Below are 20335 nucleotides of genomic sequence, written 5' to 3' on the forward strand. Positions count from 1 at the left end.
GTCCCAATCCTGAAATAGTCTTTCTCATGTATGCAAATCTACTTTCTTACGTTTTGTTTTTCCTCTAAAAGTAATACTTTCGACTGTTCTAATTCAAGTCTCATTTTTTCTGTTTCAATCGTATAAGTTTCTAACCTAAGCTTTTCTAATTCTACTTCTTTTTCAACAGCCTTCAGTTTTATTTTTTGTTGTCTCGTACGAGCGTCTGTAAAAATTCCAGCTAGAGAAATAATGACGCCTCCAATTATCGCTACAATGGCAATTGACAATCCGTTCACTTCCTTTCGTTATTTTGATTATACGGCAAAATGGAAAAAATAGTTTCATTTTTCAGGAATTTATTCCAATAAAAAATGAAGGTAGTTTTTCACCACCCTCATTCTATCCATTATCGTTAGACTTGTATGCGGTACGCTTTTAAATCTTCTCGTAATTTAGCCTTTAAGAATTTACCTACAGACGTTTTTGGTACCTCGTCAATGAAGACAATATCATCAGGAACCCATGATTTATGGAATTGGTGCTGTAGACTCTCTAGTAACTCTTCTTTTGTAATCGAACCCTTAAACTCTGGCTTTGCTACGACACAAGCTAATGGTCGCTCCAACCACTTTTCATGTGGAATGGCAATAACAGCTGCCTCAAAGACCTTTGGATGGGACATTAATGCATTTTCAAGCTCTACTGAAGAAATCCATTCGCCACCACTCTTAATTAAATCCTTTGTACGGTCGGTAATTTTTATATAGCCATCTGTTGTCATCACAGCAATATCGCCTGTATAGAGCCACCCGTCTTTAAAGGCCTCTTCCGTTCGTTCATCCTGATAATACTCATTAGCAATCCATGGTCCTCTAATCGTAAGCTCTCCCATCGTTTTGCCATCCCAAGGCACTTCACCATTTTCATTGACAATCCTTGTATCAATAAGTGGCATCGTCATACCTTGTGTAATCCGAACATTCATTTTTTCATCAGCCGTATAGTCCTCCATATGTGTTAAATACGTGGATAGGCTTACAAGAGGTGAGGTTTCCGTCATACCGTAACCTGTCATGTACGGGATATTAAGTTCTTGCTCAAAGCCTCGGACAAGACCAATTGGTGAAGCAGAACCTCCACAAACAATTAATCGCATAGACGATAGGTCACGAGGATTTTGACGCTGCTCCTGTAGAACGCCCAGCCATATGGTCGGTACACCTGCTGTCAATGTAACTTTATATACATCAAATAATTCTAGCAATAGCTGTGGTGTAAACATAGGTCCCGGTAAGACCTGTGTAGAACCAAATGCGACACTGGCAAATGGTAATCCCCATGCATTCGCATGGAACATTGGCACAACAGGTAACACCACATCCGACTCACAAATTGCAATACTGTCAGCGAGACCAGCTGTTAAACTATGAAGTACAATACTGCGATGTGTATAGACTACTCCCTTTGGCATGCCCGTCGTTGCACTGGTATAGCACATGCCTGCGGGTGTATTTTCATCTAAATCTTCTGGGAATGTGAAATGTTCATCTGCCTCCGCAAGTAACGATTCATAGGAAAGAGCATTTGGAATCGGTAAAGTTTCTACTGCAACAGCATCACCCATAATGATATAATGCTTTACCGTTTTCAGCTGAGAGACGATCGGTGCAATTAGTGGCACCAGATTATCATCTATTAATAATATTTCATCCTCGGCATGATTGATGACATAGGCAATATGCTCAGGGGATAATCGAATATTAATCATATGCAATACTGCTCCTGCACATGGTACAGCAAAATAGGCTTCCAAATGGCGATGGTGATTCCAAGCAAATGTGCCCACCTTCATTCCACGATCCATCCCTAGTTTCGTCAAAGCATCGGCTAATCGGCGAGTCCGCTTGACATATTCTTTATACGTAAATTCGTGAATAGTAGTGGCACTTGTTCGAGAATAGATTTTCTTTGAGTGAAAAAATCGTTCTGCACGATTCAAAAAACTTGTTAATAATAAAGGTGTATCCATCATATGCATGATACCGCTTCCCTTCATCTACGATTTTAGAAACAATCAAAACAAAAACTATTTGAACTAGATTTTGCCGTTACCTCGGTTGCATGCGAATGGCACCATCTAGTCGAATGACCTCTCCATTTAACAAGCCATTGTGGATAATACTTTCAACCAAAAGAGCATATTCCGAAGGTTTACCAAGTCGTTTAGGGAATGGTGTCATTTGAGCAAGAGCTGTTCGTGCAGGCTCAGGTAACGAAGCAAACATTGGTGTTTCAATTAATCCTGGCGCTATGGTCATCACTCGGACACCGATTTCCGCAAGCTCTCTTGCAATTGGCAACGTCATGGCTGCTACGCCACCTTTTGACGCGCTATAAGCAGCTTGTCCGATTTGCCCATCAAATGCAGCCACAGACGCGGTATTAATAATGACGCCACGCTGTCCATCCTCATTTGGCTCATTATGTTGCATTTTTTCTGCCACTAGACGGATGACATTAAACGTGCCAACTAAATTAACAGCAATCACTTTTTCAAATAACGCAAGGGCGTGTATACCACGCTTCGAAATAACTTTACTCGCATCTGCAATGCCAGCACAGTTCACTGCAACATTGATCTTGCCAAAAGCTGCAATAGCCTGCTCAAGGCCAGTCGCCACCTCCTCTTCCTTTGTGACGTCTACTCGTGCATAAAGGACATTTTGACCTAATTCTTCCACTAGAGCTTGTCCACGCTCATCATTGACATCAAAAATAATTGCTTTGCCACCCTGTCCTATTAATTTCCGAACGGTTGCCTCTCCTAAACCAGAGGCACCCCCTGTTACGACTGCCACCACTTCATGTTCCTTCATCAGACATATCCCCTTTTACATTTTTTCAATGATCGTGGCATTGGCCATTCCCATTCCCTCACAAATCGCCAACAAGCCGTAACGATAATTCTCTCGCTCCATTCGATAGAGCATGGTCGTTAACAATTTCGTACCTGTTGCCCCTAATGGATGTCCCAGTGCAATGGCTCCACCATCAGGATTGAGCTTCTGTGGGTCTCCTCCTATTTCATGCAGCCATACGAGCGGCACAGGTGCAAAGGCTTCATTTACCTCATATGTGTCGATATCCTCAATGTTGAGCCCTGACCGTTCTAATGCTTTTCTAGTAGCTTCGATTGGCCCTGTCAGCATTAATGTCGGATCAGAGCCCACGACCACTCTTGTCACAATTTTAGCGAGTGGTTGAATGCCTAGTTCTCTCGCTTTATCCAATGCCATTACGACTACAGCTGAGGCCCCATCACTCATTTGGCTCGCATTGCCCGCAGTAATCGCGCCATTCTCTTGAAAGACGGTTTTTAATCCATTTAAAATGTCAACGGTAGTTTCTGCACGAGGACCCTCATCTACGGCAAATGTTGTCACTGAGCCATCCTCTTGTGGAACTTGAATGGGTAGTATTTCATCTTGGAAATGACCCGCTCTAATGGCGGAAATCGCCCGTTGATGACTTTGATAAGCATAGCTATTTAGCTGTTCTTTCGATAAAGACCATTGGGAAGCGATTTTCTCTGCTGATAATCCTTGATGGATAATATCATAATTTTCCTGTAAGCGGTTACTAGCATGGGCATGTTGCATGTTTGAGCCCATTGGTACTCTTGACATACTTTCTACCCCACCAGCAATGACAATGTCCATATCCCCGGCTAAAATTGCCTGTGCTGCGAAGTGCACGGCTTGTTGGCTTGAACCACACTGACGATCAATGGTTACACCTGGCACACTATCGGGGAATCCAGCCATTAATAAAGAGGTCCTCGCAATATTTGCCCCTTGTTCAGCTGTTTGCGTCACACACCCCAAAATGACATCGTCTACTTGTTCCTTACCAATGCCTGCACGCTTTACAACCTCCTGTAATACATCAGCTGCTAAATCATCTGCTCGAACTTGACTTAATGCGCCCTTACTTCTTCCTATAGCAGTTCTCACAGCTGCTACAATCACCACTTCTCTCATGTCCATAACCCCTTTTCCTCGTCATCCTCTTAGTTTATTGACGAGTCTACTCAACTATTCCTCACTTAATTATCAGAATATTACATTATTTATTGTACATGACTAAGAAGTTTTTAACAATTCTATATGTTTCTAGTAAGAGATTATTCGTCGGAATGATCCCTCCCCTTTTTTGCGCAATAAAAAAGCAATCTCAAAAAATGAGATTGCTTGATCTATTCGAAATTAAACTAAATCTTCACCGAAGAATAAACCGATTCGCGCTCTGCAGAAGCAAGAGGTACTATGCTTTTACCTTCTTAGAATCCAAAACATATAAAACTTCCGCAAATATTTACGATAAATCTCGTCTTATCCTTCTATATTATTTATTTAAATATTTTTTCTTTTTGCTACAGAAAGCGCTCCTATACATGGTCACCTTAAGGCAACAGGTCAATGCTAGTTTTCTGTATCTTCTGTCTCTTCCTCCTCTTTGTTCTTATTTTTATCAACATATGTTTCATATTCTTCTTTTACATCTGCTGGCATTGTGATTAAATATTCTTCAAATAGACTATTAAATTTAGAATATAAATCATTTGTTTTGCTGTTAAAAGATAATAGTGAACCTGTTGGTGACTGAGCTTGATCAGCAAATTCAACATATACTCCATACATTTCTTTTAAAACTCCGTATACCTCTTCATAACCTTCTGGAACGTCTTGTAGATACTTCATGCTATGTTGGATTTCGGTTTGAGTATCTGTTAATTCTTGCAATATGCCTTTCTCTTTATATGCATCTTTTAAATTGGCTAATTCAACATTAAAATCGTTACCATTATCAATCGCATCACTCCATGTTTCTGAGTACATAGAGATAACAATCGCATTTTCTAAGACTTCTAAATTCATGTTAAAAGAGTTAATCGCCATTTCTTCAACATACTCTTGAACTCTTTTTTCTTCTTGTTTTTTCTGATAAACAAAAAAGGCTCCTATGCCACCAATTACTAATAATAATCCTAAAATAGTGCTGATAATTAATTTCTTTTTTGAACCCTTTTTTTCAGAAATATTTTTTTCATCTTCCTTTGTTCCAGTATCAGTAACTAAAGAACCTCCACACCCCGAACAAAACTTACTATCCTCGGGATTTTCACGTCCACATTGATTACAAAACAACTAATCACCTCATAATATAATAGTACTAATATAATACCATAGTAGAGTATCTTACAGTTCTTATTTTTTACATTCTTCTACCAACATACCCAAATACTATATTTTTACGGCCAAGTCTGAACGTCCTAGTGCTTTAGAAATTACTGCAATACTTGCTCTTCTAACAGCAAATACATTATATTCTCTGTTTCAAAACTCTTGGCATACTTTGTTCAATTGTTTCAATATTCCCCGGTTTGATGATTTATTTGTATTCATTTATAAACGATTTTGCATGATATAGAAATTAAAATATACGTGAATTCAATTCCCTGAAATAATTTGCCTCTTCATATTTTTGATGAGCAACCTCCATGGATTTCTCCCTCTACATCCAGTTTAGTCTGTCAAAGATTCTTTTCGCTGTGACTGACTACACTGGATGTGGAACACTCCATAAATGGTGGTTGCCACAAAACAAAAACTAAACTATTATGTGTCTCAAGACGTGTTAACTTTATTAAATGATTTTGACAAACAAAAAACCCCCTAACATTTTTTGTTAGAAGGTAAAAGTTACATCGGAAAAATAGATGATTTTTTTATTGAGTTCTATTCGTAGTTATTTTCGCTACGCTTCTTCTATTCACGAATTAAACTAAATCTTCACCGAAAAATAAGCCGATTTCGCGCTCTGCAGAAGCAAGAGAGTCAGAACCGTGGATGATGTTGTGAGAAACAGTTGTTGCATAGTCACCACGGATTGTACCTGGGTTAGATTCTTCAGGTTTCGTTGCACCCATCATTGTACGTGCAAGCTTGATTACGTTCTCGCCTTCCCATACCATAGCGAATACAGGACCAGAAGTGATGAAATCAACTAATTCACCAAAGAATGGACGCTCAGCATGCTCAGCATAGTGCTTTTCTGCTAATTCTTTAGGAATTACCATTAATTTAGCACCTTTCATTACAAAACCGCGACGTTCGAAACGATCAACGATGTCTCCAATTACTTGACGTTCAACGCCGTCAGGCTTAACCATTAAAAAAGTTTGTTCAATTGCCATGTTTAAAACACTCCTTAAATTCGTCTAACAGGTTTTACACCTACCGATAAATATTAACAAAAAATGAGCTTTTGTACAACAAAAAGCTAGAATTTGCGCTTACCCATGAACAATGCTACATCACGTAATTTTTTCTTAACGGGATGTTTTGGTAAAGCATCAATTTCTTGTAAGGCTTTTTTCAAATATTTATCACTCATACGATTAGCTTGCTCAATCGCATGAGATTTACGCACATATTGCAACATATTTTGACGTTCCGATTCTGTTAACGTGCCTGCAAACACTTTAACTAAGTATGGTTGCATCTCCGGATCATCTTTCAATAATAAAATCGGTAAAGTAATATTGCCCTGTAGTAAGTCACTACCTGCTGGCTTCCCTAGTTCTTTATCGGTTGCCATAATATCTAAAACATCATCGATAATTTGGAAGCTCATGCCTACAAAGTAGCCGAAGCGCTTTAAATGCCGAACTGTTTTAGCATCAACCCCCGCTGCCACAGCTCCTAGCTCACAGCTTGAGGAAATAAGTAATGCTGTTTTGCGTTTGATTCTTCTAAAATAATCTTTTAAACCTTGATCTAATCTAAATTTATCTTCAATTTGAATGACTTCACCGTTACAAATCTCCACCATCGTACGGGCTAAAATTTGATGAACAAGTGGGTCTTCTAACTTTGTTATATATTCCAGCGCACGTGCGAAAATAAAATCGCCTGTGTACATTGCTACCCTGTTATTCCACTGTGATTTGACAGTTGGGCGTCCTCTTCGCATATTGGAGTCGTCAATGACATCATCATGTACAAGCGATGCCATATGAATGAGTTCTAAAGGCACCGCTACATCCTTCATCTTCTCAATGTCATAATCACCAAATTTTGCGCCTAGTAACACAAAAATTGGTCTTATCCGTTTGCCACCAGCTTGTAATAAATGGAGAGAAGCATCGTTGATCAAATATGAAGATGAGTCCACCGCTTTTTCTAACTCTTGTTCAATGATTTCGATATCTGATTTCAAATCGGAATAGAGTAGTTTTAACTTCATCTTTTCCACGTGTGAAAACCTTCCCCCATTAACGTATCTTTTTAAAGCCCATATGCATTGCCGCAGCCCCGCCACTGTATGCTTTGTACGTTACTTTTTCTAATCCTGCCTGCTCAAACAATGCCGCTAACCTTTTCATACCTGGGAAATCATTCGCAGATTCCTGAAGCCAAGAATACTCCTTATAGCTTTTCGCAAATATTTTACCAAATATCGGCATTATAAATTTAAAATAAAAACGGAACAGCTGACGATAACCAGGGATTTCAGATTGAGATGTTTCTAAACAAACCACCATTCCACCTGGTTTAACAACACGATGCATTTCCTTCAAAACTTGTAAATAATCAGGTACATTGCGAAGACCAAAGCCGATTGTCACATAATCAAACGTATCATCAGGAAAAGGCAACTCCATCGCATTTCCATGAATGAGTTCAATTTGTGGGTATGGCTCTACCTTTTTTTCGCCAACTTTCAGCATGTTTTGACTAAAGTCAAGCCCTTTTACTTCTCCACTTTCACCAACAGCCTCTGCCAATGCGATTGTCCAGTCTGCGGTGCCACAGCATACATCAAGTGCTTTTGATCCAGGTTTTACAGCCATGTGCTTCATCGTATCGTTACGCCAGCCAACATGCATCTGGAAACTAATTACACCATTCATTTTATCGTAGTTTTCCGAAATACTTTCAAATACTTCGTGAACGTGTTCTTCTTTCGTTTTAGCCATTTTGAAAAACCTCTCTTATCCGTTAGTAGAAGCAATGGATGCCTCTACATGTGCATGTAAAGCTTGTTTGATATCACTTTGTAAAAAGGATGCCTGATTAATGATCTGTGATAGCTCTGTTTTTAAATGCACAATTTTCCCTTGGATGACGCTATTAAAGGTTGCGCCATTATGTCTGACACTTTCTTCTAGTGCCTTACCCATTAAAGACATTTGCCCACGTTGATAAGCTGTCCATTCTTTTTCTAAACGCAAGATTAATAAGCTTTTTTCTATAAGTGGTATATATTCACTGAAAGAATAAAGATCAAAAAATTGAGCAATTAACCCAGATTCTATCGTACTCATCGATGTATACCACTGTTCCATTGTTCGCTGTTTATTTTCATAAACCTTAATTTGATTTTCACATCGTGCCACAATACCTTGTGACAAGTTTCGAATCAATGCAACATTCCCTGACATTGCTAATATTTCATAATAACGACCACTATAAAAATCCCCAGCTAATACGGTAAGCTGCTGTTCTTTTGATGTTGCGTCTAATTCTTTTATATGATCGTGAGCCGCTAATGCTGCGTACACTATGCCAACAGTAATTGCAGCCTCTTGTTGCTCTTGTTGCCACTCTTCACCATTCAAAAACGGGATTAACAAATAAAACAGTTGATTTTCATCTAGCACAGGTACACCTGTGTATTTTTGCAAAGTTCTATGACGAACATCCATGAAAATCTCTGTTTTTAACTGTGCAATTGAATTTTGAATGTATGTTGCATTCATAGACCTTACTCCATTTCACTTTCAGATACGTTAGCCCTATACAAGGCCAAACGCTTGCTTACTGAGTCATTATAGCATACGCAACGATGCGGAATAAAAAAAATTTGCTTTCTTCATAGCACAGGCAGTAAAGCTCTCCCATAATTGAATGTTGGAATGCTAACTGCCCATAGACCTTATACTAAGTTTTTCACATCTAGTGTTTTTATATGTGCTGTAGAACGTTAAACAGCATTAAAACCTATCGTCAGAAACAAAATTTCTTATTTTTTCGCTTCGCTTTTGATCACGCCATGTGCTGTATGAATTTGCGCTTTACCGCGTATTTTCATGGCAGACGTGTGTTCTGTAAATTGAGCAATCATTACTTCGCCGGCATCTAATTTCTCTGAATGATGGAATTTCGTATCAGTTCCACGTGTTAATCCAATGACATGTACACCATCTTCTTCTGCTTGAATAACAATATAATCTTGTGACATCTTTGTACACTCCTTAAATCCGACAAATTCTTAGTTCATCATAACATAATTAGACACGCAATTTAAGACATTTGAATAAATGATAGTACTTCTCTACGTTTCACTTCATCTTCCTCATAAATACCGCGTGCAACAGATGTCACCGTTTTAGAACCAGGTTTTTTTAATCCACGCATTGTCATACACATATGCTCAGCCTCGATCACAACATAGACACCTTTTGGCGAAAGCATCTCCATAATTGTGTCCGCTACTGAAGAGGTAATACGCTCTTGTAGTTGTGGTCTGCGGGCAATCGTCTCCACTGCACGTCCTAACTTACTCAGTCCAGCAACAACGCCGTCATTTGGTATGTATGCAACATGTGCTTTGCCATAGAAAGGTACTAGATGATGCTCACACATCGAATAAAAAGGTATATCTTTGACAAGCACTAGTTCTTCATGATCCTCATGAAATACCGTTTTAAAATAATCTTTAGCATCCTCATGCAAGCCGCTGAACATTTCGGCATACATTTTTGCTACACGCTTCGGCGTATCCAATAAACCTTCACGATTTACATCTTCACCTACCGCTTCTAAAATCATTTTTACCGCTTCTTCTATTTTTAATAAATCAATATTCGACATCAAAAAACCCTCCTGCATATCAAAACATTACACATTTCCCTATGCATCGTAGCACATCCAAAAGGTAAGCGCAAAATGACTTACCTGATTCATCAGAAATTCGCTTCTAGATAAGAAAATCACTGTATATTATTATGTAAAATTCAAATTTGAAGTTAAAAAGAGCAGCCTTCATGTTCGTTAACATGAAGACTGCTCTATGTAACTACTAGACGTGTATTATTTTACCGCGTCTTTAAGCGCTTTACCTGGTTTGAAAGCAGGCACCTTGCTAGCAGCGATTTCGATTTCTTTACCAGTTTGTGGGTTACGACCTTTACGAGCCGCACGTTCACGTACTTCAAAGTTACCAAAACCAATTAATTGTACTTTGTCACCCTTTGCAAGAGCATCTTGAATTGTATCAAATACAGCTTCAACTGCTTTAGAAGCGTCTTTTTTAGAAAGACCTGCAGCTTCAGCAACAGAGTTTACTAATTCTGTTTTATTCACACCATTCACCTCCTCTCAAAGGGTCATGAACCAATTCTGTAAAAAGAGTAACACATAGAAAACCGCTACGCAACTGTATTCATACATGATTATAACCAAAAAATCAGTTTTTCACCCAAAAAACAAAAATAAAAGGACTTTTCGCATAAAAACGAAAAGCCCTGCGTATATTTTTTGCATTTTTTCTGAATTTTATCACTATAAAATAAATGTTACTAAACCACGATCTCCTTCGTTAACCATACGTTCAATCGTCTGACGCATGCGTTTTTTGGCAGTAGTTGGAACTGCATCCATTTTATAGCGAATCCCCTCTTTTAATACTTCATGCAATGGTGTGCCAAATAATTGTGTATTCCATAAGGCATCACGATCATGTAAATAAGCATGATTTAAATCTTTTAGAAGTTGCTGACTATGGAACTCTGAGCCAATTAACGGTGCAAATTCTGACTCCATATCCACTCGGATAATATGATAGGATGGCGCTTTCGCCTTCATTCGTACGCCGAAGAAATTATTCTGTTTAATGAGCTCTGGGGCTGTTGGCTCAAATTCCTGCATCATTGGCAATGTCACACCATAGCCTGTCGTATCAGCATCGTGAATAGCACTTTTAAATCGTTTTTGGGCCTCTTTTGCCTCTGCCGCCTCTTTGATAAAGAGTAACCAATCTTTTTTCGTTTCAATTGGTTCTTCTAGCCATTCATTACAAACTGATTTATACAATTCACCCTGTAGGGATACCCGAATTACAGCTGTTCCTACACCTGCATCTACATGAACAACTTCACTTTGGTCAATAAAGTCAATGGCTTTAAAGGCATCTGACGCCTGTTGCACATCTCGAATTTTCATAACAGAAGAAAGGACTTCCTCCATCGAATCAATCAATGCAACATTTAATGGATGTGTAGCATCTAATACATCCAGCCAGTCTGGTTTTTCCACCTCAATGGTACGAATTGGGAATTCAAATAACGCCTCTTGTAAAATATATTGAATATCCGTTTCTCTCATTTGATCAATGGACATCGCAATAACAGGGACATTGTAACGTTCAAACAATTCATTGCGAAGCTGAACCGTTTCTTCTCTCGCAGGCATTTGGCAATTGAGTAAGATGACAAATGGTTTGCCGATGTCTTTTAATTGCTCTACAATTTCCTCTTCTGCCTTCTCTGCTGCTCGTCGACTGATTCCGTTCACTGTACCATCAGTCGTTACGACAATACCAATATTCGCATGATCGCGAATCACCTTATCTGTGCCAATTTTAGCGGCTTCCTGAAATGGAATTGGCTCCGTATGCCAAGGCGTATGAACAAATTTTGGTCCATTTTCATCCTCATAGCCTTTTGTCCCATCGATAATATAACCAACACAATCTGCTAATCGAATTTGGAATGGCATTTCATCTTCACCGACCACAATACGGGTTGCTTGGGCAGGCACAAACTTCGGCTCAGCAGTCATAATGACTGGCCCCGGAGAACTTTGTGGCAACTCATCTTGTGCTCGCATTCTTTCCGTTTCATCCACAATGTTTGGTAACACGACTGATTCCATTACCTTTTTTACAAATGTTGATTTACCTACACGTACTGGACCGACAACACCAATATAAACATCGCCATTTGTGCGCTCTGCAATTTCTCTAAATACTGCTTCACTCAAGGTTTCTGCCTCCTTTATCTACGCTTTTTCACTATATGCGAGCCTGTAGACAAATATGAAAAAGCCCCTCACAAATGTAAGGAGCTTGTTTGCTATTTCTCTTTTTTCTCGGCGGCTTCTGCCTCTTGTTTTTGTAATTCTTTCGCTTTTTTGACATCCGCATTATACGTTTTCATATCATAGATAGGCTCTCCATTCTCGTCCACTGTATAGGGAATAGAATAGGCAGGCACAACTGGAAATTTGTCGACAAGCAGTTGGCGAATATCATCACCTGGCTTTACATTCGGCTTATCCTCTTTTAAAAGCTGGCCTAAATCCACAGCATAGTCTACATGTAATTCACCATCACCAGTCATGAAAAGCGGTAACTCGACGCCAGAATAGGGACTTTTTACAGTTACCTCTGTTTTATACCCCAAATCTTTATAGTTGATCTGATAAACATTATCTGAAATTGACCCTTTTATTGGTAAATACTGTGTAGATAGTTTACGAATACCTATTTCACGTATACGCTCTGCCGCGTTTAAATCTACTAATTTGACCGATGCCTCATTTTCAGGGTCCCAAATGATATATTGATATATACCACCTTTTTCATAGGCATTTCCAGGAATTGTCGTCAAATACTTCGGCATAAGTTTTTCAAAATCGATTAAATATTTGATATAGATATCCGTATCTAGCTCGCTATTTTTAATTGGTACTAGTCCACCTGTTGCTTCACGGTATTCATCCACAGCACGTTGAACTGCCGCTAGTTGATCGACATCAGGCGTGACCTTAGCCCTTTTTTCTTCTTCTGGGTACGCACATCCTACTAACAGTATGGCGGTTGCAAATACCAACAGCAAAGCACTTAGTTTTTTCATGTTACTGACACCTCATTATTATTTATGCTGGCCAAGTGGCAACTACAAGTACCATTAAAAATGTGCCAAGTCCAAACAGTATGTATGCACATAAATTTACGACTGTTCGTAAAAATACATTTGAAATCTTATTTCGCGCTAAATAAATTAAGCCGACTGATATAATCATAAATGCGATGCAATAAAACGACACCCACATTACATCAAGCGCAGGCATATGAGCTAACGGGCCCATTTCAAAAAACCACCTTTCTTTGAATGTCAAGACACAATCAAAGTATATTATACTATGTGCTTTTGCTAAAAAGAAATAGTTGTCCCATAACTATCAAGAAATGGACAACTCTTTAAGCTTGTATTTCTATTCAACTAGTGGCACACAATAAGGCGTCTCAACAGATTGGTTGAGACACCTTATTTATGTCCATTTAATGACAAGTCTAATCAAAAAATTAATATTAATGCTTCATATCGTCTATTTCTCGTTTTTTCATACGCATCATTAAGGCATCTACTGCCACTTTCGGTTCAACATCATTAAATAGCACACTATAGAGCTCTGTGGAAATCGGCATGGCGACATCATATTTCTCTGCTAATTGATAGGCTGCCTTCGTGGTACGGACACCTTCTACGACCATGCCCATTTGATCCAGCACTTCTTGTAGCTTCATACCTTGCCCTAACATATTACCTGCACGCCAGTTTCGCGAGTGGACACTTGTACAGGTTACAATTAAGTCCCCCATACCTGTAAGTCCTGAGAACGTAAATGGATTACCACCCATTTTTACACCTAACCGTGAAATTTCTGCAAGACCTCGCGTAATAAGTGCCGCTTTCGCATTGTCTCCATAATTTAAGCCATCAGTAATACCTGCCGCTAAAGCGATAACGTTTTTCAACGCTCCTCCTATTTCCACACCAATGATATCCTCATTTGTATAGACGCGGAAGAACTGATTCATAAATAAATCCTGTACCTTTTCAGCAGCATCAATGTTGGCACAAGCTGCAGTAACCGTTGTAGGATGATGCAGCACCACTTCTTCTGCATGACTTGGCCCAGAAAGAACAACAATTTCTTCCACATACATAGCTGGTAAGCTCTCTGCTAAAATTTCAGATATTCGTTTTAATGAGTCAGGCTCAATTCCTTTTGAAACATGGACAAACAACACTTTTTTGGTTAATTCAGCCGTTAGTTTCTCGCATACTTCACGAATCGCTTTTGTTGGAACAGCCACAACAATGGTTTCTGCATGAGTAGCTACCTTCGCCATATCACTCGTCGCATGTAAATTTACAGGTAGAATGGTTTCTGGTAAATATTTTTTATTCGTATGCAGTTGATTGATTTCTTCTGCCTGCTCAGCTCTATGTGTCCATACAAGCGTATCATGTCCATTTTCCGCTAGTACCATTGCCAGTGCAGTACCCCATGAGCCTGCCCCTAACACACAAACTTTTTCCATAAAAAAATCCTCCCTTTGTTGGGTTGTCTATAAATAAGTTCTTTCTTGTAAAAAGACGCCACCCTACAATAATGTCGGGTTGGCGTATTGTATGTCTATAGCTATTGCCTTAAGCACGCGCACGTGTAATTAAACGAATTGGCGTCCCTTCAAAGTCAAATGTTTCGCGAATGCGATTTTCTAAGAAGCGTTCGTATGAGAAATGCATAAGCTCAGGTTCATTCACAAAAATAACGAATGTTGGTGGCTTAATTGCTACCTGAGTAGCATAGTAAATACGTAAACGACGACCTTTATCTGTCGGTGCAGGATTACGAGCCACTGAGTCCTCAATCACTTCATTTAAAATAGAGGACTGAATACGCATCGCATGATTCTCGCTGACACGTTGGATAATCGGTAAAATTTGATGCACACGCTGTTTTGTATTCGCTGACACAAAAATAATTGGGGCATAATCCAAAAATAGGAAATGCTCTCGAATTTGCTGTGTAAAGACATTCATTGTTTTTTCATCTTTTTCAATGGCATCCCATTTATTCACAACAATGATCACAGCTTTTCCAGCCTCATGTGCATAGCCAGCGATTTTTTTATCTTGCTCCTGAATACCCTCTTCTGCATTCAGCACTACTAAAACAACGTCTGAGCGTTCAATAGCACGTAGCGCACGTAGCACAGAATATTTCTCGGTTGTTTCATAGATCTTTCCTTTTTTACGCATACCCGCCGTATCAATAATGACATATTCCTGTCCATCATATGCATAAGGCGTATCAATCGCATCACGTGTTGTCCCTGCAATATTACTAACAATAACACGTTCCTGCCCTAGGAAAGCATTCACTAAAGAGGATTTTCCAACATTCGGTCGACCAATTAAAGAGAATTTAATGACATCATCACCGTATTGTTCTTCATCTTCTTTCGGGAAATGTTTCGCACATTCGTCCAATAAATCCCCTAAACCTAAACCGTGGGAACCTGAAATAGGCCAAGGTTCACCGAAGCCAAGTGCATAAAAATCATAAATCATTTCACGCATATCAGGATTATCAATTTTATTGACCGCTAATACAACTGGTTTTTTTGTTTTGTATAGAATTTTAGCAACTTGCTCATCTGCTGCCGTTACTCCTTCACGACCATTTGTCATGAAAATAATTACGTCCGCTTCATCAATGGCAATTTCAGCTTGTTGACGAATTTGTTCTAAAAACGGCTCGTCTCCAATTTCAATGCCACCTGTATCAATAATATTAAAATCGTGTGTTAACCACTCTGCCGAACTATAAATACGGTCACGTGTTACGCCTGGGATATCCTCCACAATCGAAACGCGTTCTCCAACGATACGATTAAAAATCGTCGACTTACCTACGTTCGGACGACCTACGATGGCTACTACTGGTTTCGTCATCTGTACTTCATCCTTCCAACTTCTTGTCTTTCGCTATTATACACGAAAAATGCCATTATATCATATCATATCCATAATGTAGAACGCTATGTATGGTGATAAAAGGTGTTACCTCATTTTTTTAAGCAAACTATCCGAGTTATTTAGGTTTTATCGCCTTTTTAATTGCTATCCTTTATTTTGAGAATCTTATCCGCTACTTTTAGAGTTTTATCCTTCAATTCAAAGATTTTATCCTTTTTTTAATTGCTATCCTTCACTTCTGAAATCTTATCAGCTACTTTTAAAGTTGTATCCTTCAATTCAAAGATTTTATCCACTCCTCAATCGCTATCCTTCACTTTCAAAATCCTATCAACCATAAAAATAGCGAGGATACAATTATGCATCCTCGCTTTATACATTATTTAAAGTTTTTTAGTTTATCGCCAATCACATCACCGAATGAGAAGCCTGTATTCTCTTCAGGTAATTCATAGTCGATTACTTCTTCTGCTTCAGGATTTTCTAATAATTCTTTAATACTAAGGGCTAGACGGCCTTCGTCAGCGTTGACATCAAGAACCTTTACCTGTACTTCTTGTCCCTCTTTTAGTGCTTCATGAGGCGTGTTAATGTGCTTATGCGCAATTTGCGATATATGCACTAAACCTTCAACGCCTGGGAATACTTCCACAAATGCGCCAAATGAAGTAAGTCGCTTCACTCTACCGTCTAAAATAGTGCCTTTAGCGGCACGTTCTTCAATATTAGACCATGGTCCAGGAATTGTTTCCTTAATAGATAAAGAAATACGTTCATTTTCTGGGTCCACTGATAGAACTTTTACTTTTACATCTTGTCCTTCAGCTAAAACCTCACTCACATCACTCACATGCTCATGTGATACTTGCGAGATGTGTACAAGACCATCAATACCACCTAGGTCGATAAATGCACCAAATGACGCGAGACGCTGTACTTTACCATCCAATACATCGCCAGCTTTTATTTGATTAATCACATTTTTCTTTTGTGAAGCTTTCTCTGCTTCAACCACTGCTCGGTGAGATAAAATAAGGCGATTCTTATCCTTATCAAGCTCAACAATTTTAAAGCTTAATGTTTGCCCTTTATAACCTTCAAAATCATCAACAAAATAGTCCTCTACAAGCGATGCTGGTACAAAGCCACGTACACCTAAATCTACGACAAGACCACCTTTAACAATATCCTTTACTTCCGCTTCAAAAATTTCCTCAGCGGCAAATTGTTGCTCTAGTGTATCCCATGCTTTTAGAGCATCCACTTTACGTTTTGATAGGACAAAGTTTTCTTCTTCAACCTTTGTAATCATCAATTCTAATTCATCTCCAACTGAGATGACATCAGACGCTTTCTCAATGTGTAAGCTTGATAATTCACTAATCGGTACAATACCATCAAACGGTGCACCTGGAATTGATACAGATACTGCCTTTTCATCAACTTGCGCGGCAATGCCTTTGACGATATCACCCTCGTTAAACGTTTGTTCTGCATAGTTCATTTCTTCAGACATATGTAACCCTCCTTCGCATCTTCCCTTACTATTTTATTCGATATTGAAGACAAAGACAAAAATAAATCCTTTAAATTCAAAAAATGTCTGAAATTTTAGGATTTATAGCATTTTTTCTTCTGCTAATTTTAAAATAGCTTGTGCTGCATCATCAATAGACAATGCTGTTGTATCTAAAAAGATCGCATCTTCAGCTTGAATCAGTGGCGATGCTTCACGCTCACTATCCTTTTTATCACGTAGTGCAATTTCTTCCTGAAGTTTTTCAAGAGATGAGTCAATGCCTCTTTTTTGATTATCAATCAAGCGTCGTCTAGCACGCTCCTCTACTGTTGCAGACATGAAAATCTTTAGTTCTGCATCCTTTAAGACATGTGTAGCAATATCGCGGCCATCCATGACAACACCGCCATTAGCTGCAAGTTTTTGCTGTTGGGCAACTAATAGCTCACGAACCTTCGCATGGGCAGCTACTTGTGAGACTGATGAAGTGACCTCATTAGAGCGTATTTCCGCAGACACATTGTGACCATCTAAAAAAACAAGCTGTCCCTGAGGTGATGGTTTTAATTCAATTGTGCTTACGTCAAGCATCTCTGCTAATTTTGCTTCATCATCTAAATGTATGTTTTGTTGCAACGCTTTATACGTAACTGCTCGATACATCGCGCCTGTGTCAATGTAAGTAAAGCCAAGTGCCTCAGCAACAATTTTCGCGATTGTGCTTTTGCCAGCACCAGCAGGCCCGTCTATCGCAATTTGAATGTTTTTCTTCATATTCTTCCCTACTTTCTGCACCTCTTATTGTATCATATAACCTCAAAAAAGCCCTCTCCTAGGAGAGGGCTTCATTAAAATATTCATTAAGAAATTAAACATGAAAAGGGTTCATTTCTTTACGACGATTGACTAATTGACGTTCAAAGCAAAAACGGACAATATGCTGTTGATCGACATCATCTGTATCTGTTAGTTGGATTGTTGCAATGCGTTTATCCTCTTTTTCGAAAATACGTACGATCAGTGCTTCTGTAACGACATACTTGACATCTCCATTGGCAAATGGCAATACAATGGTTAGTTTTACTTCATCACCCTCAGTGAAAGCTACTTGACCTTTCAACATGACTGCTAGGCCTCCTGCACTAATATCCACAGTCACAAGCTGATATTTATAATCCTTCAACTGAATAGCAACGTCTACTTGTGTCTCCACACGAACGTATTCTCGTCGCTGAATTTTTATAAACTCCTCTGGTGTTGGACAATGCAACATAATCATTGGTATATTACCTGCTTTACGGCCAACTACCTCTGTATTAAAGGCAAAGGATTGCTTATCCTCAGTACGAAAAGTTGCTCTAAATTCTGAGCCATCTATTAAAAATGCCGTTTTCTTTGTTGCCATATTAACCGGATAATCAATATATAGAATATTATCTTTTTGCTCTACAACTTTACAGCGGAATTTCTCCAAACGCTCTGTATAAGTTGGTTCAAGTTGTAATTGTGTACCAATTTTTATTTCCATGAGCATCTCCCCGTGCGAAAAATATAGTTTAATTATCTCATGAGAAGCTTATTTTGGCTATAAAAATTGGTAGTATTTTCATGTCAAATTGATACAGAGCGGAAGCATCATTGATTAAGTTAGATATTCCACTTTTAATACATTATGGTTTTCCGCATCAATAACAATTCTAAATGTTTCCTGCGTATTACCATCACGCAATGCAATGACCTCATAGCAAAGACGTTGCTCAAATTGTCCATTATCTGTGTAGATATTTTTTACCTCTTGTACTTGAATATCGTCTTGGAAGAACGTTTTCCAATCAATCGGCTTAGCTGTTTGCTTTTTAATATTTTCTTCTTGAATATATTCCATTGCATTTGCACCTAACAGCTCACCTGTATCTTTCGCCACTTTCAATTGAACACCATCAGCGTAGATTAACGCATTATCTCCAGGATGGACACGAGCAAATGTCACATGCCAAGCTTGATGATTTTCGCGTGATTCCACATAGGCTACATCTTTCATGCCTAATTTCTTCACATATTCCTGCGCTTTTTTCATGATTTCCTCTTGTGATAACTTGGCTTCATCCACAGGACGTTCTACTAAATAGGATAATAAATGTCCACCCTTTTCTGTTAAATCAACATAGCCTAATCGAATCCCTTGGTGGAATTGGATATGATAAAAAGGATATGGTGCTGTATCACTACTTTTTGTAACTGTAAATGTGGCATCTTTAATGACAGGGAATAAGTATTTCACTTTTTCTAGTGCTTCTTTTTCGGTAATAACGGCATCCTGTAATGCCTTTAACTCAATTTTTTTCTGCCAATCAGATTCAGATAAAGTTAACGGGAAATCCTTTTCGCCGTAGCCCTTTAATGTATCTTTTACAGTATCAAATTGGCTATTTGGATTTTTATTATCTACTTGCTGTAGCCAAACATCCATTTTCCCATCATGCTTATAGAAATCGACGGTTGCTGCTGTCCATTCATCGGAAAGAGATTGTAAATTCGTTGAAACCTGGGGCATTTTTTCACGCCAAGCTTCATAATCCCCTGTTTTCGCTGTCCTTTTTGCTTCATCGCCAAGTCGCCCTAGATAGTTCATCCATTCACTTGATAGTTCTTGTCCTATTGGAATATTCGCAATTGAAGAACGAACTTCTGAGCTTAAACGCCAAACCGAATCTAGTTCATTGTGAATCGCCTGCTCATCTTGAAACAACAGGGATTGTGATACTGAGCGTTGAAGATGGGAAAGTTTTTCAGATGCATCCGTTAACTTATCTGTATATTGTGCTAGCACGGTACGTTGTAAATCTTCTTTATCTCCATGTAAATCAATGCTGTATGCCCCTAACCCAATAACGGCAATCGTTAAGACCACGAGCCAAGTTTTCATCTAGGTT

General features: G+C 38.8%; 21 protein-coding genes. All 21 read right to left on the minus strand.

Annotation, left to right across the window (positions count from 1 at the left end; translation table 11 throughout):
* Positions 1–38 precede the first annotated feature (38 nt).
* The 21 genes from HXV90_RS08545 to HXV90_RS08645 all read right to left on the minus strand — a co-directional run bounded on the left by HXV90_RS08545 (position 39) and on the right by HXV90_RS08645 (position 20328).
* Positions 39–269, minus strand: coding sequence for a hypothetical protein (locus tag HXV90_RS08545; protein ID WP_048389827.1), 231 nt, complete (start codon positions 267–269; stop codon positions 39–41).
* 125 nt (positions 270–394) lie between these two features.
* Positions 395–2020, minus strand: a complete 1626-nt coding sequence (locus HXV90_RS08550; RefSeq protein WP_269898808.1) for a long-chain fatty acid--CoA ligase — start codon at positions 2018–2020, stop codon at positions 395–397.
* Positions 2021–2090: 70 nt separating this feature from the next.
* The gene (locus tag HXV90_RS08555; protein WP_048389823.1) at positions 2091–2858 is read right to left on the minus strand and encodes a 3-hydroxyacyl-CoA dehydrogenase; all 768 of its coding nucleotides are present in this window, start codon (positions 2856–2858) and stop codon (positions 2091–2093) included.
* Between the two features lie 15 nt (positions 2859–2873).
* Positions 2874–4022: a thiolase family protein gene (locus HXV90_RS08560; protein WP_269898809.1), complete on the minus strand. Its 1149-nt coding sequence runs from the start codon at positions 4020–4022 to the stop codon at positions 2874–2876.
* Positions 4023–4463: 441 nt separating this feature from the next.
* Entirely contained in the window at positions 4464–5189 is a 726-nt protein-coding gene (locus HXV90_RS08565) for a zinc-ribbon domain-containing protein (RefSeq protein ID WP_269898810.1), read from the minus strand.
* A 632-nt stretch (positions 5190–5821) separates the two neighbouring features.
* Complete coding sequence (gene ndk / locus HXV90_RS08570; RefSeq protein ID WP_004232627.1) at positions 5822–6238, minus strand: nucleoside-diphosphate kinase; 417 nt, start codon at positions 6236–6238, stop codon at positions 5822–5824.
* Between the two features lie 86 nt (positions 6239–6324).
* A complete protein-coding gene (hepT, locus tag HXV90_RS08575; RefSeq protein ID WP_054550708.1) occupies positions 6325–7299 on the minus strand; it encodes a heptaprenyl diphosphate synthase component II in 975 nt (324 codons plus the stop codon).
* A 19-nt stretch (positions 7300–7318) separates the two neighbouring features.
* A complete protein-coding gene (locus HXV90_RS08580) occupies positions 7319–8023 on the minus strand; it encodes a demethylmenaquinone methyltransferase (RefSeq protein WP_048389815.1) in 705 nt (234 codons plus the stop codon).
* A 15-nt stretch (positions 8024–8038) separates the two neighbouring features.
* Positions 8039–8806 (minus strand): heptaprenyl diphosphate synthase component 1, encoded by a 768-nt coding sequence (locus HXV90_RS08585; protein ID WP_269898811.1) that lies wholly within the window; start codon positions 8804–8806, stop codon positions 8039–8041.
* A gap of 263 nt (positions 8807–9069) precedes the next feature.
* Positions 9070–9288, minus strand: a complete 219-nt coding sequence (gene mtrB, locus HXV90_RS08590; protein WP_269898812.1) for a trp RNA-binding attenuation protein MtrB — start codon at positions 9286–9288, stop codon at positions 9070–9072.
* Positions 9289–9350: 62 nt separating this feature from the next.
* A complete protein-coding gene (gene folE, locus HXV90_RS08595; protein WP_009370809.1) occupies positions 9351–9920 on the minus strand; it encodes a GTP cyclohydrolase I FolE in 570 nt (189 codons plus the stop codon).
* Positions 9921–10139: 219 nt separating this feature from the next.
* The gene (locus HXV90_RS08600) at positions 10140–10412 is read right to left on the minus strand and encodes an HU family DNA-binding protein (protein ID WP_004232618.1); all 273 of its coding nucleotides are present in this window, start codon (positions 10410–10412) and stop codon (positions 10140–10142) included.
* A gap of 198 nt (positions 10413–10610) precedes the next feature.
* Positions 10611–12089 (minus strand): stage IV sporulation protein A, encoded by a 1479-nt coding sequence (spoIVA, locus tag HXV90_RS08605; protein WP_269898813.1) that lies wholly within the window; start codon positions 12087–12089, stop codon positions 10611–10613.
* Positions 12090–12181: 92 nt separating this feature from the next.
* Positions 12182–12964, minus strand: a complete 783-nt coding sequence (locus tag HXV90_RS08610) for a hypothetical protein (protein ID WP_054550706.1) — start codon at positions 12962–12964, stop codon at positions 12182–12184.
* A 22-nt stretch (positions 12965–12986) separates the two neighbouring features.
* Complete coding sequence (locus HXV90_RS08615; protein ID WP_004232605.1) at positions 12987–13199, minus strand: DUF2768 domain-containing protein; 213 nt, start codon at positions 13197–13199, stop codon at positions 12987–12989.
* Between the two features lie 223 nt (positions 13200–13422).
* Entirely contained in the window at positions 13423–14439 is a 1017-nt protein-coding gene (locus HXV90_RS08620) for an NAD(P)H-dependent glycerol-3-phosphate dehydrogenase (RefSeq protein ID WP_237900051.1), read from the minus strand.
* A gap of 109 nt (positions 14440–14548) precedes the next feature.
* The gene (gene der, locus HXV90_RS08625) at positions 14549–15859 is read right to left on the minus strand and encodes a ribosome biogenesis GTPase Der (RefSeq protein WP_004232601.1); all 1311 of its coding nucleotides are present in this window, start codon (positions 15857–15859) and stop codon (positions 14549–14551) included.
* Positions 15860–16262: 403 nt separating this feature from the next.
* On the minus strand, positions 16263–17399 hold the full coding sequence (gene rpsA / locus HXV90_RS08630; protein WP_048389803.1) for a 30S ribosomal protein S1: 1137 nt from the start codon (positions 17397–17399) through the stop codon (positions 16263–16265).
* A gap of 102 nt (positions 17400–17501) precedes the next feature.
* Positions 17502–18176, minus strand: a complete 675-nt coding sequence (gene cmk / locus HXV90_RS08635; RefSeq protein ID WP_237900045.1) for a (d)CMP kinase — start codon at positions 18174–18176, stop codon at positions 17502–17504.
* Positions 18177–18270: 94 nt separating this feature from the next.
* The gene (locus tag HXV90_RS08640) at positions 18271–18930 is read right to left on the minus strand and encodes a flagellar brake protein (protein ID WP_237900035.1); all 660 of its coding nucleotides are present in this window, start codon (positions 18928–18930) and stop codon (positions 18271–18273) included.
* Positions 18931–19044: 114 nt separating this feature from the next.
* On the minus strand, positions 19045–20328 hold the full coding sequence (locus HXV90_RS08645; protein WP_048389800.1) for a PepSY1/2 domain-containing protein: 1284 nt from the start codon (positions 20326–20328) through the stop codon (positions 19045–19047).
* Positions 20329–20335 lie beyond the last annotated feature (7 nt).

Source organism: Lysinibacillus sp. JK80 (genome assembly GCF_027557635.1).
GTDB lineage: Bacteria > Bacillota > Bacilli > Bacillales_A > Planococcaceae > Lysinibacillus > Lysinibacillus capsici.

Excerpts from the sequence above, each read along its gene's own strand:
- HXV90_RS08550 (WP_269898808.1), bottom strand. The coding sequence starts at position 2,020 with ATGCATATGATGGATACACCTTTATTATTAACAAGTTTTTTGAATCGT.
- HXV90_RS08555 (WP_048389823.1), bottom strand. The coding sequence starts at position 2,858 with ATGAAGGAACATGAAGTGGTGGCAGTCGTAACAGGGGGTGCCTCTGGT.
- HXV90_RS08560 (WP_269898809.1), bottom strand. The coding sequence starts at position 4,022 with ATGAGAGAAGTGGTGATTGTAGCAGCTGTGAGAACTGCTATAGGAAGA.
- ndk (WP_004232627.1), bottom strand. The coding sequence starts at position 6,238 with ATGGCAATTGAACAAACTTTTTTAATGGTTAAGCCTGACGGCGTTGAA.
- HXV90_RS08580 (WP_048389815.1), bottom strand. The coding sequence starts at position 8,023 with ATGGCTAAAACGAAAGAAGAACACGTTCACGAAGTATTTGAAAGTATT.
- HXV90_RS08585 (WP_269898811.1), bottom strand. The coding sequence starts at position 8,806 with ATGAATGCAACATACATTCAAAATTCAATTGCACAGTTAAAAACAGAG.
- mtrB (WP_269898812.1), bottom strand. The coding sequence starts at position 9,288 with ATGTCACAAGATTATATTGTTATTCAAGCAGAAGAAGATGGTGTACAT.
- folE (WP_009370809.1), bottom strand. The coding sequence starts at position 9,920 with ATGTCGAATATTGATTTATTAAAAATAGAAGAAGCGGTAAAAATGATT.
- HXV90_RS08610 (WP_054550706.1), bottom strand. The coding sequence starts at position 12,964 with ATGAAAAAACTAAGTGCTTTGCTGTTGGTATTTGCAACCGCCATACTG.
- HXV90_RS08615 (WP_004232605.1), bottom strand. The coding sequence starts at position 13,199 with ATGGGCCCGTTAGCTCATATGCCTGCGCTTGATGTAATGTGGGTGTCG.
- HXV90_RS08620 (WP_237900051.1), bottom strand. The coding sequence starts at position 14,439 with ATGGAAAAAGTTTGTGTGTTAGGGGCAGGCTCATGGGGTACTGCACTG.
- der (WP_004232601.1), bottom strand. The coding sequence starts at position 15,859 with ATGACGAAACCAGTAGTAGCCATCGTAGGTCGTCCGAACGTAGGTAAG.
- rpsA (WP_048389803.1), bottom strand. The coding sequence starts at position 17,399 with ATGTCTGAAGAAATGAACTATGCAGAACAAACGTTTAACGAGGGTGAT.
- cmk (WP_237900045.1), bottom strand. The coding sequence starts at position 18,176 with ATGAAGAAAAACATTCAAATTGCGATAGACGGGCCTGCTGGTGCTGGC.
- HXV90_RS08640 (WP_237900035.1), bottom strand. The coding sequence starts at position 18,930 with ATGGAAATAAAAATTGGTACACAATTACAACTTGAACCAACTTATACA.
- HXV90_RS08645 (WP_048389800.1), bottom strand. The coding sequence starts at position 20,328 with ATGAAAACTTGGCTCGTGGTCTTAACGATTGCCGTTATTGGGTTAGGG.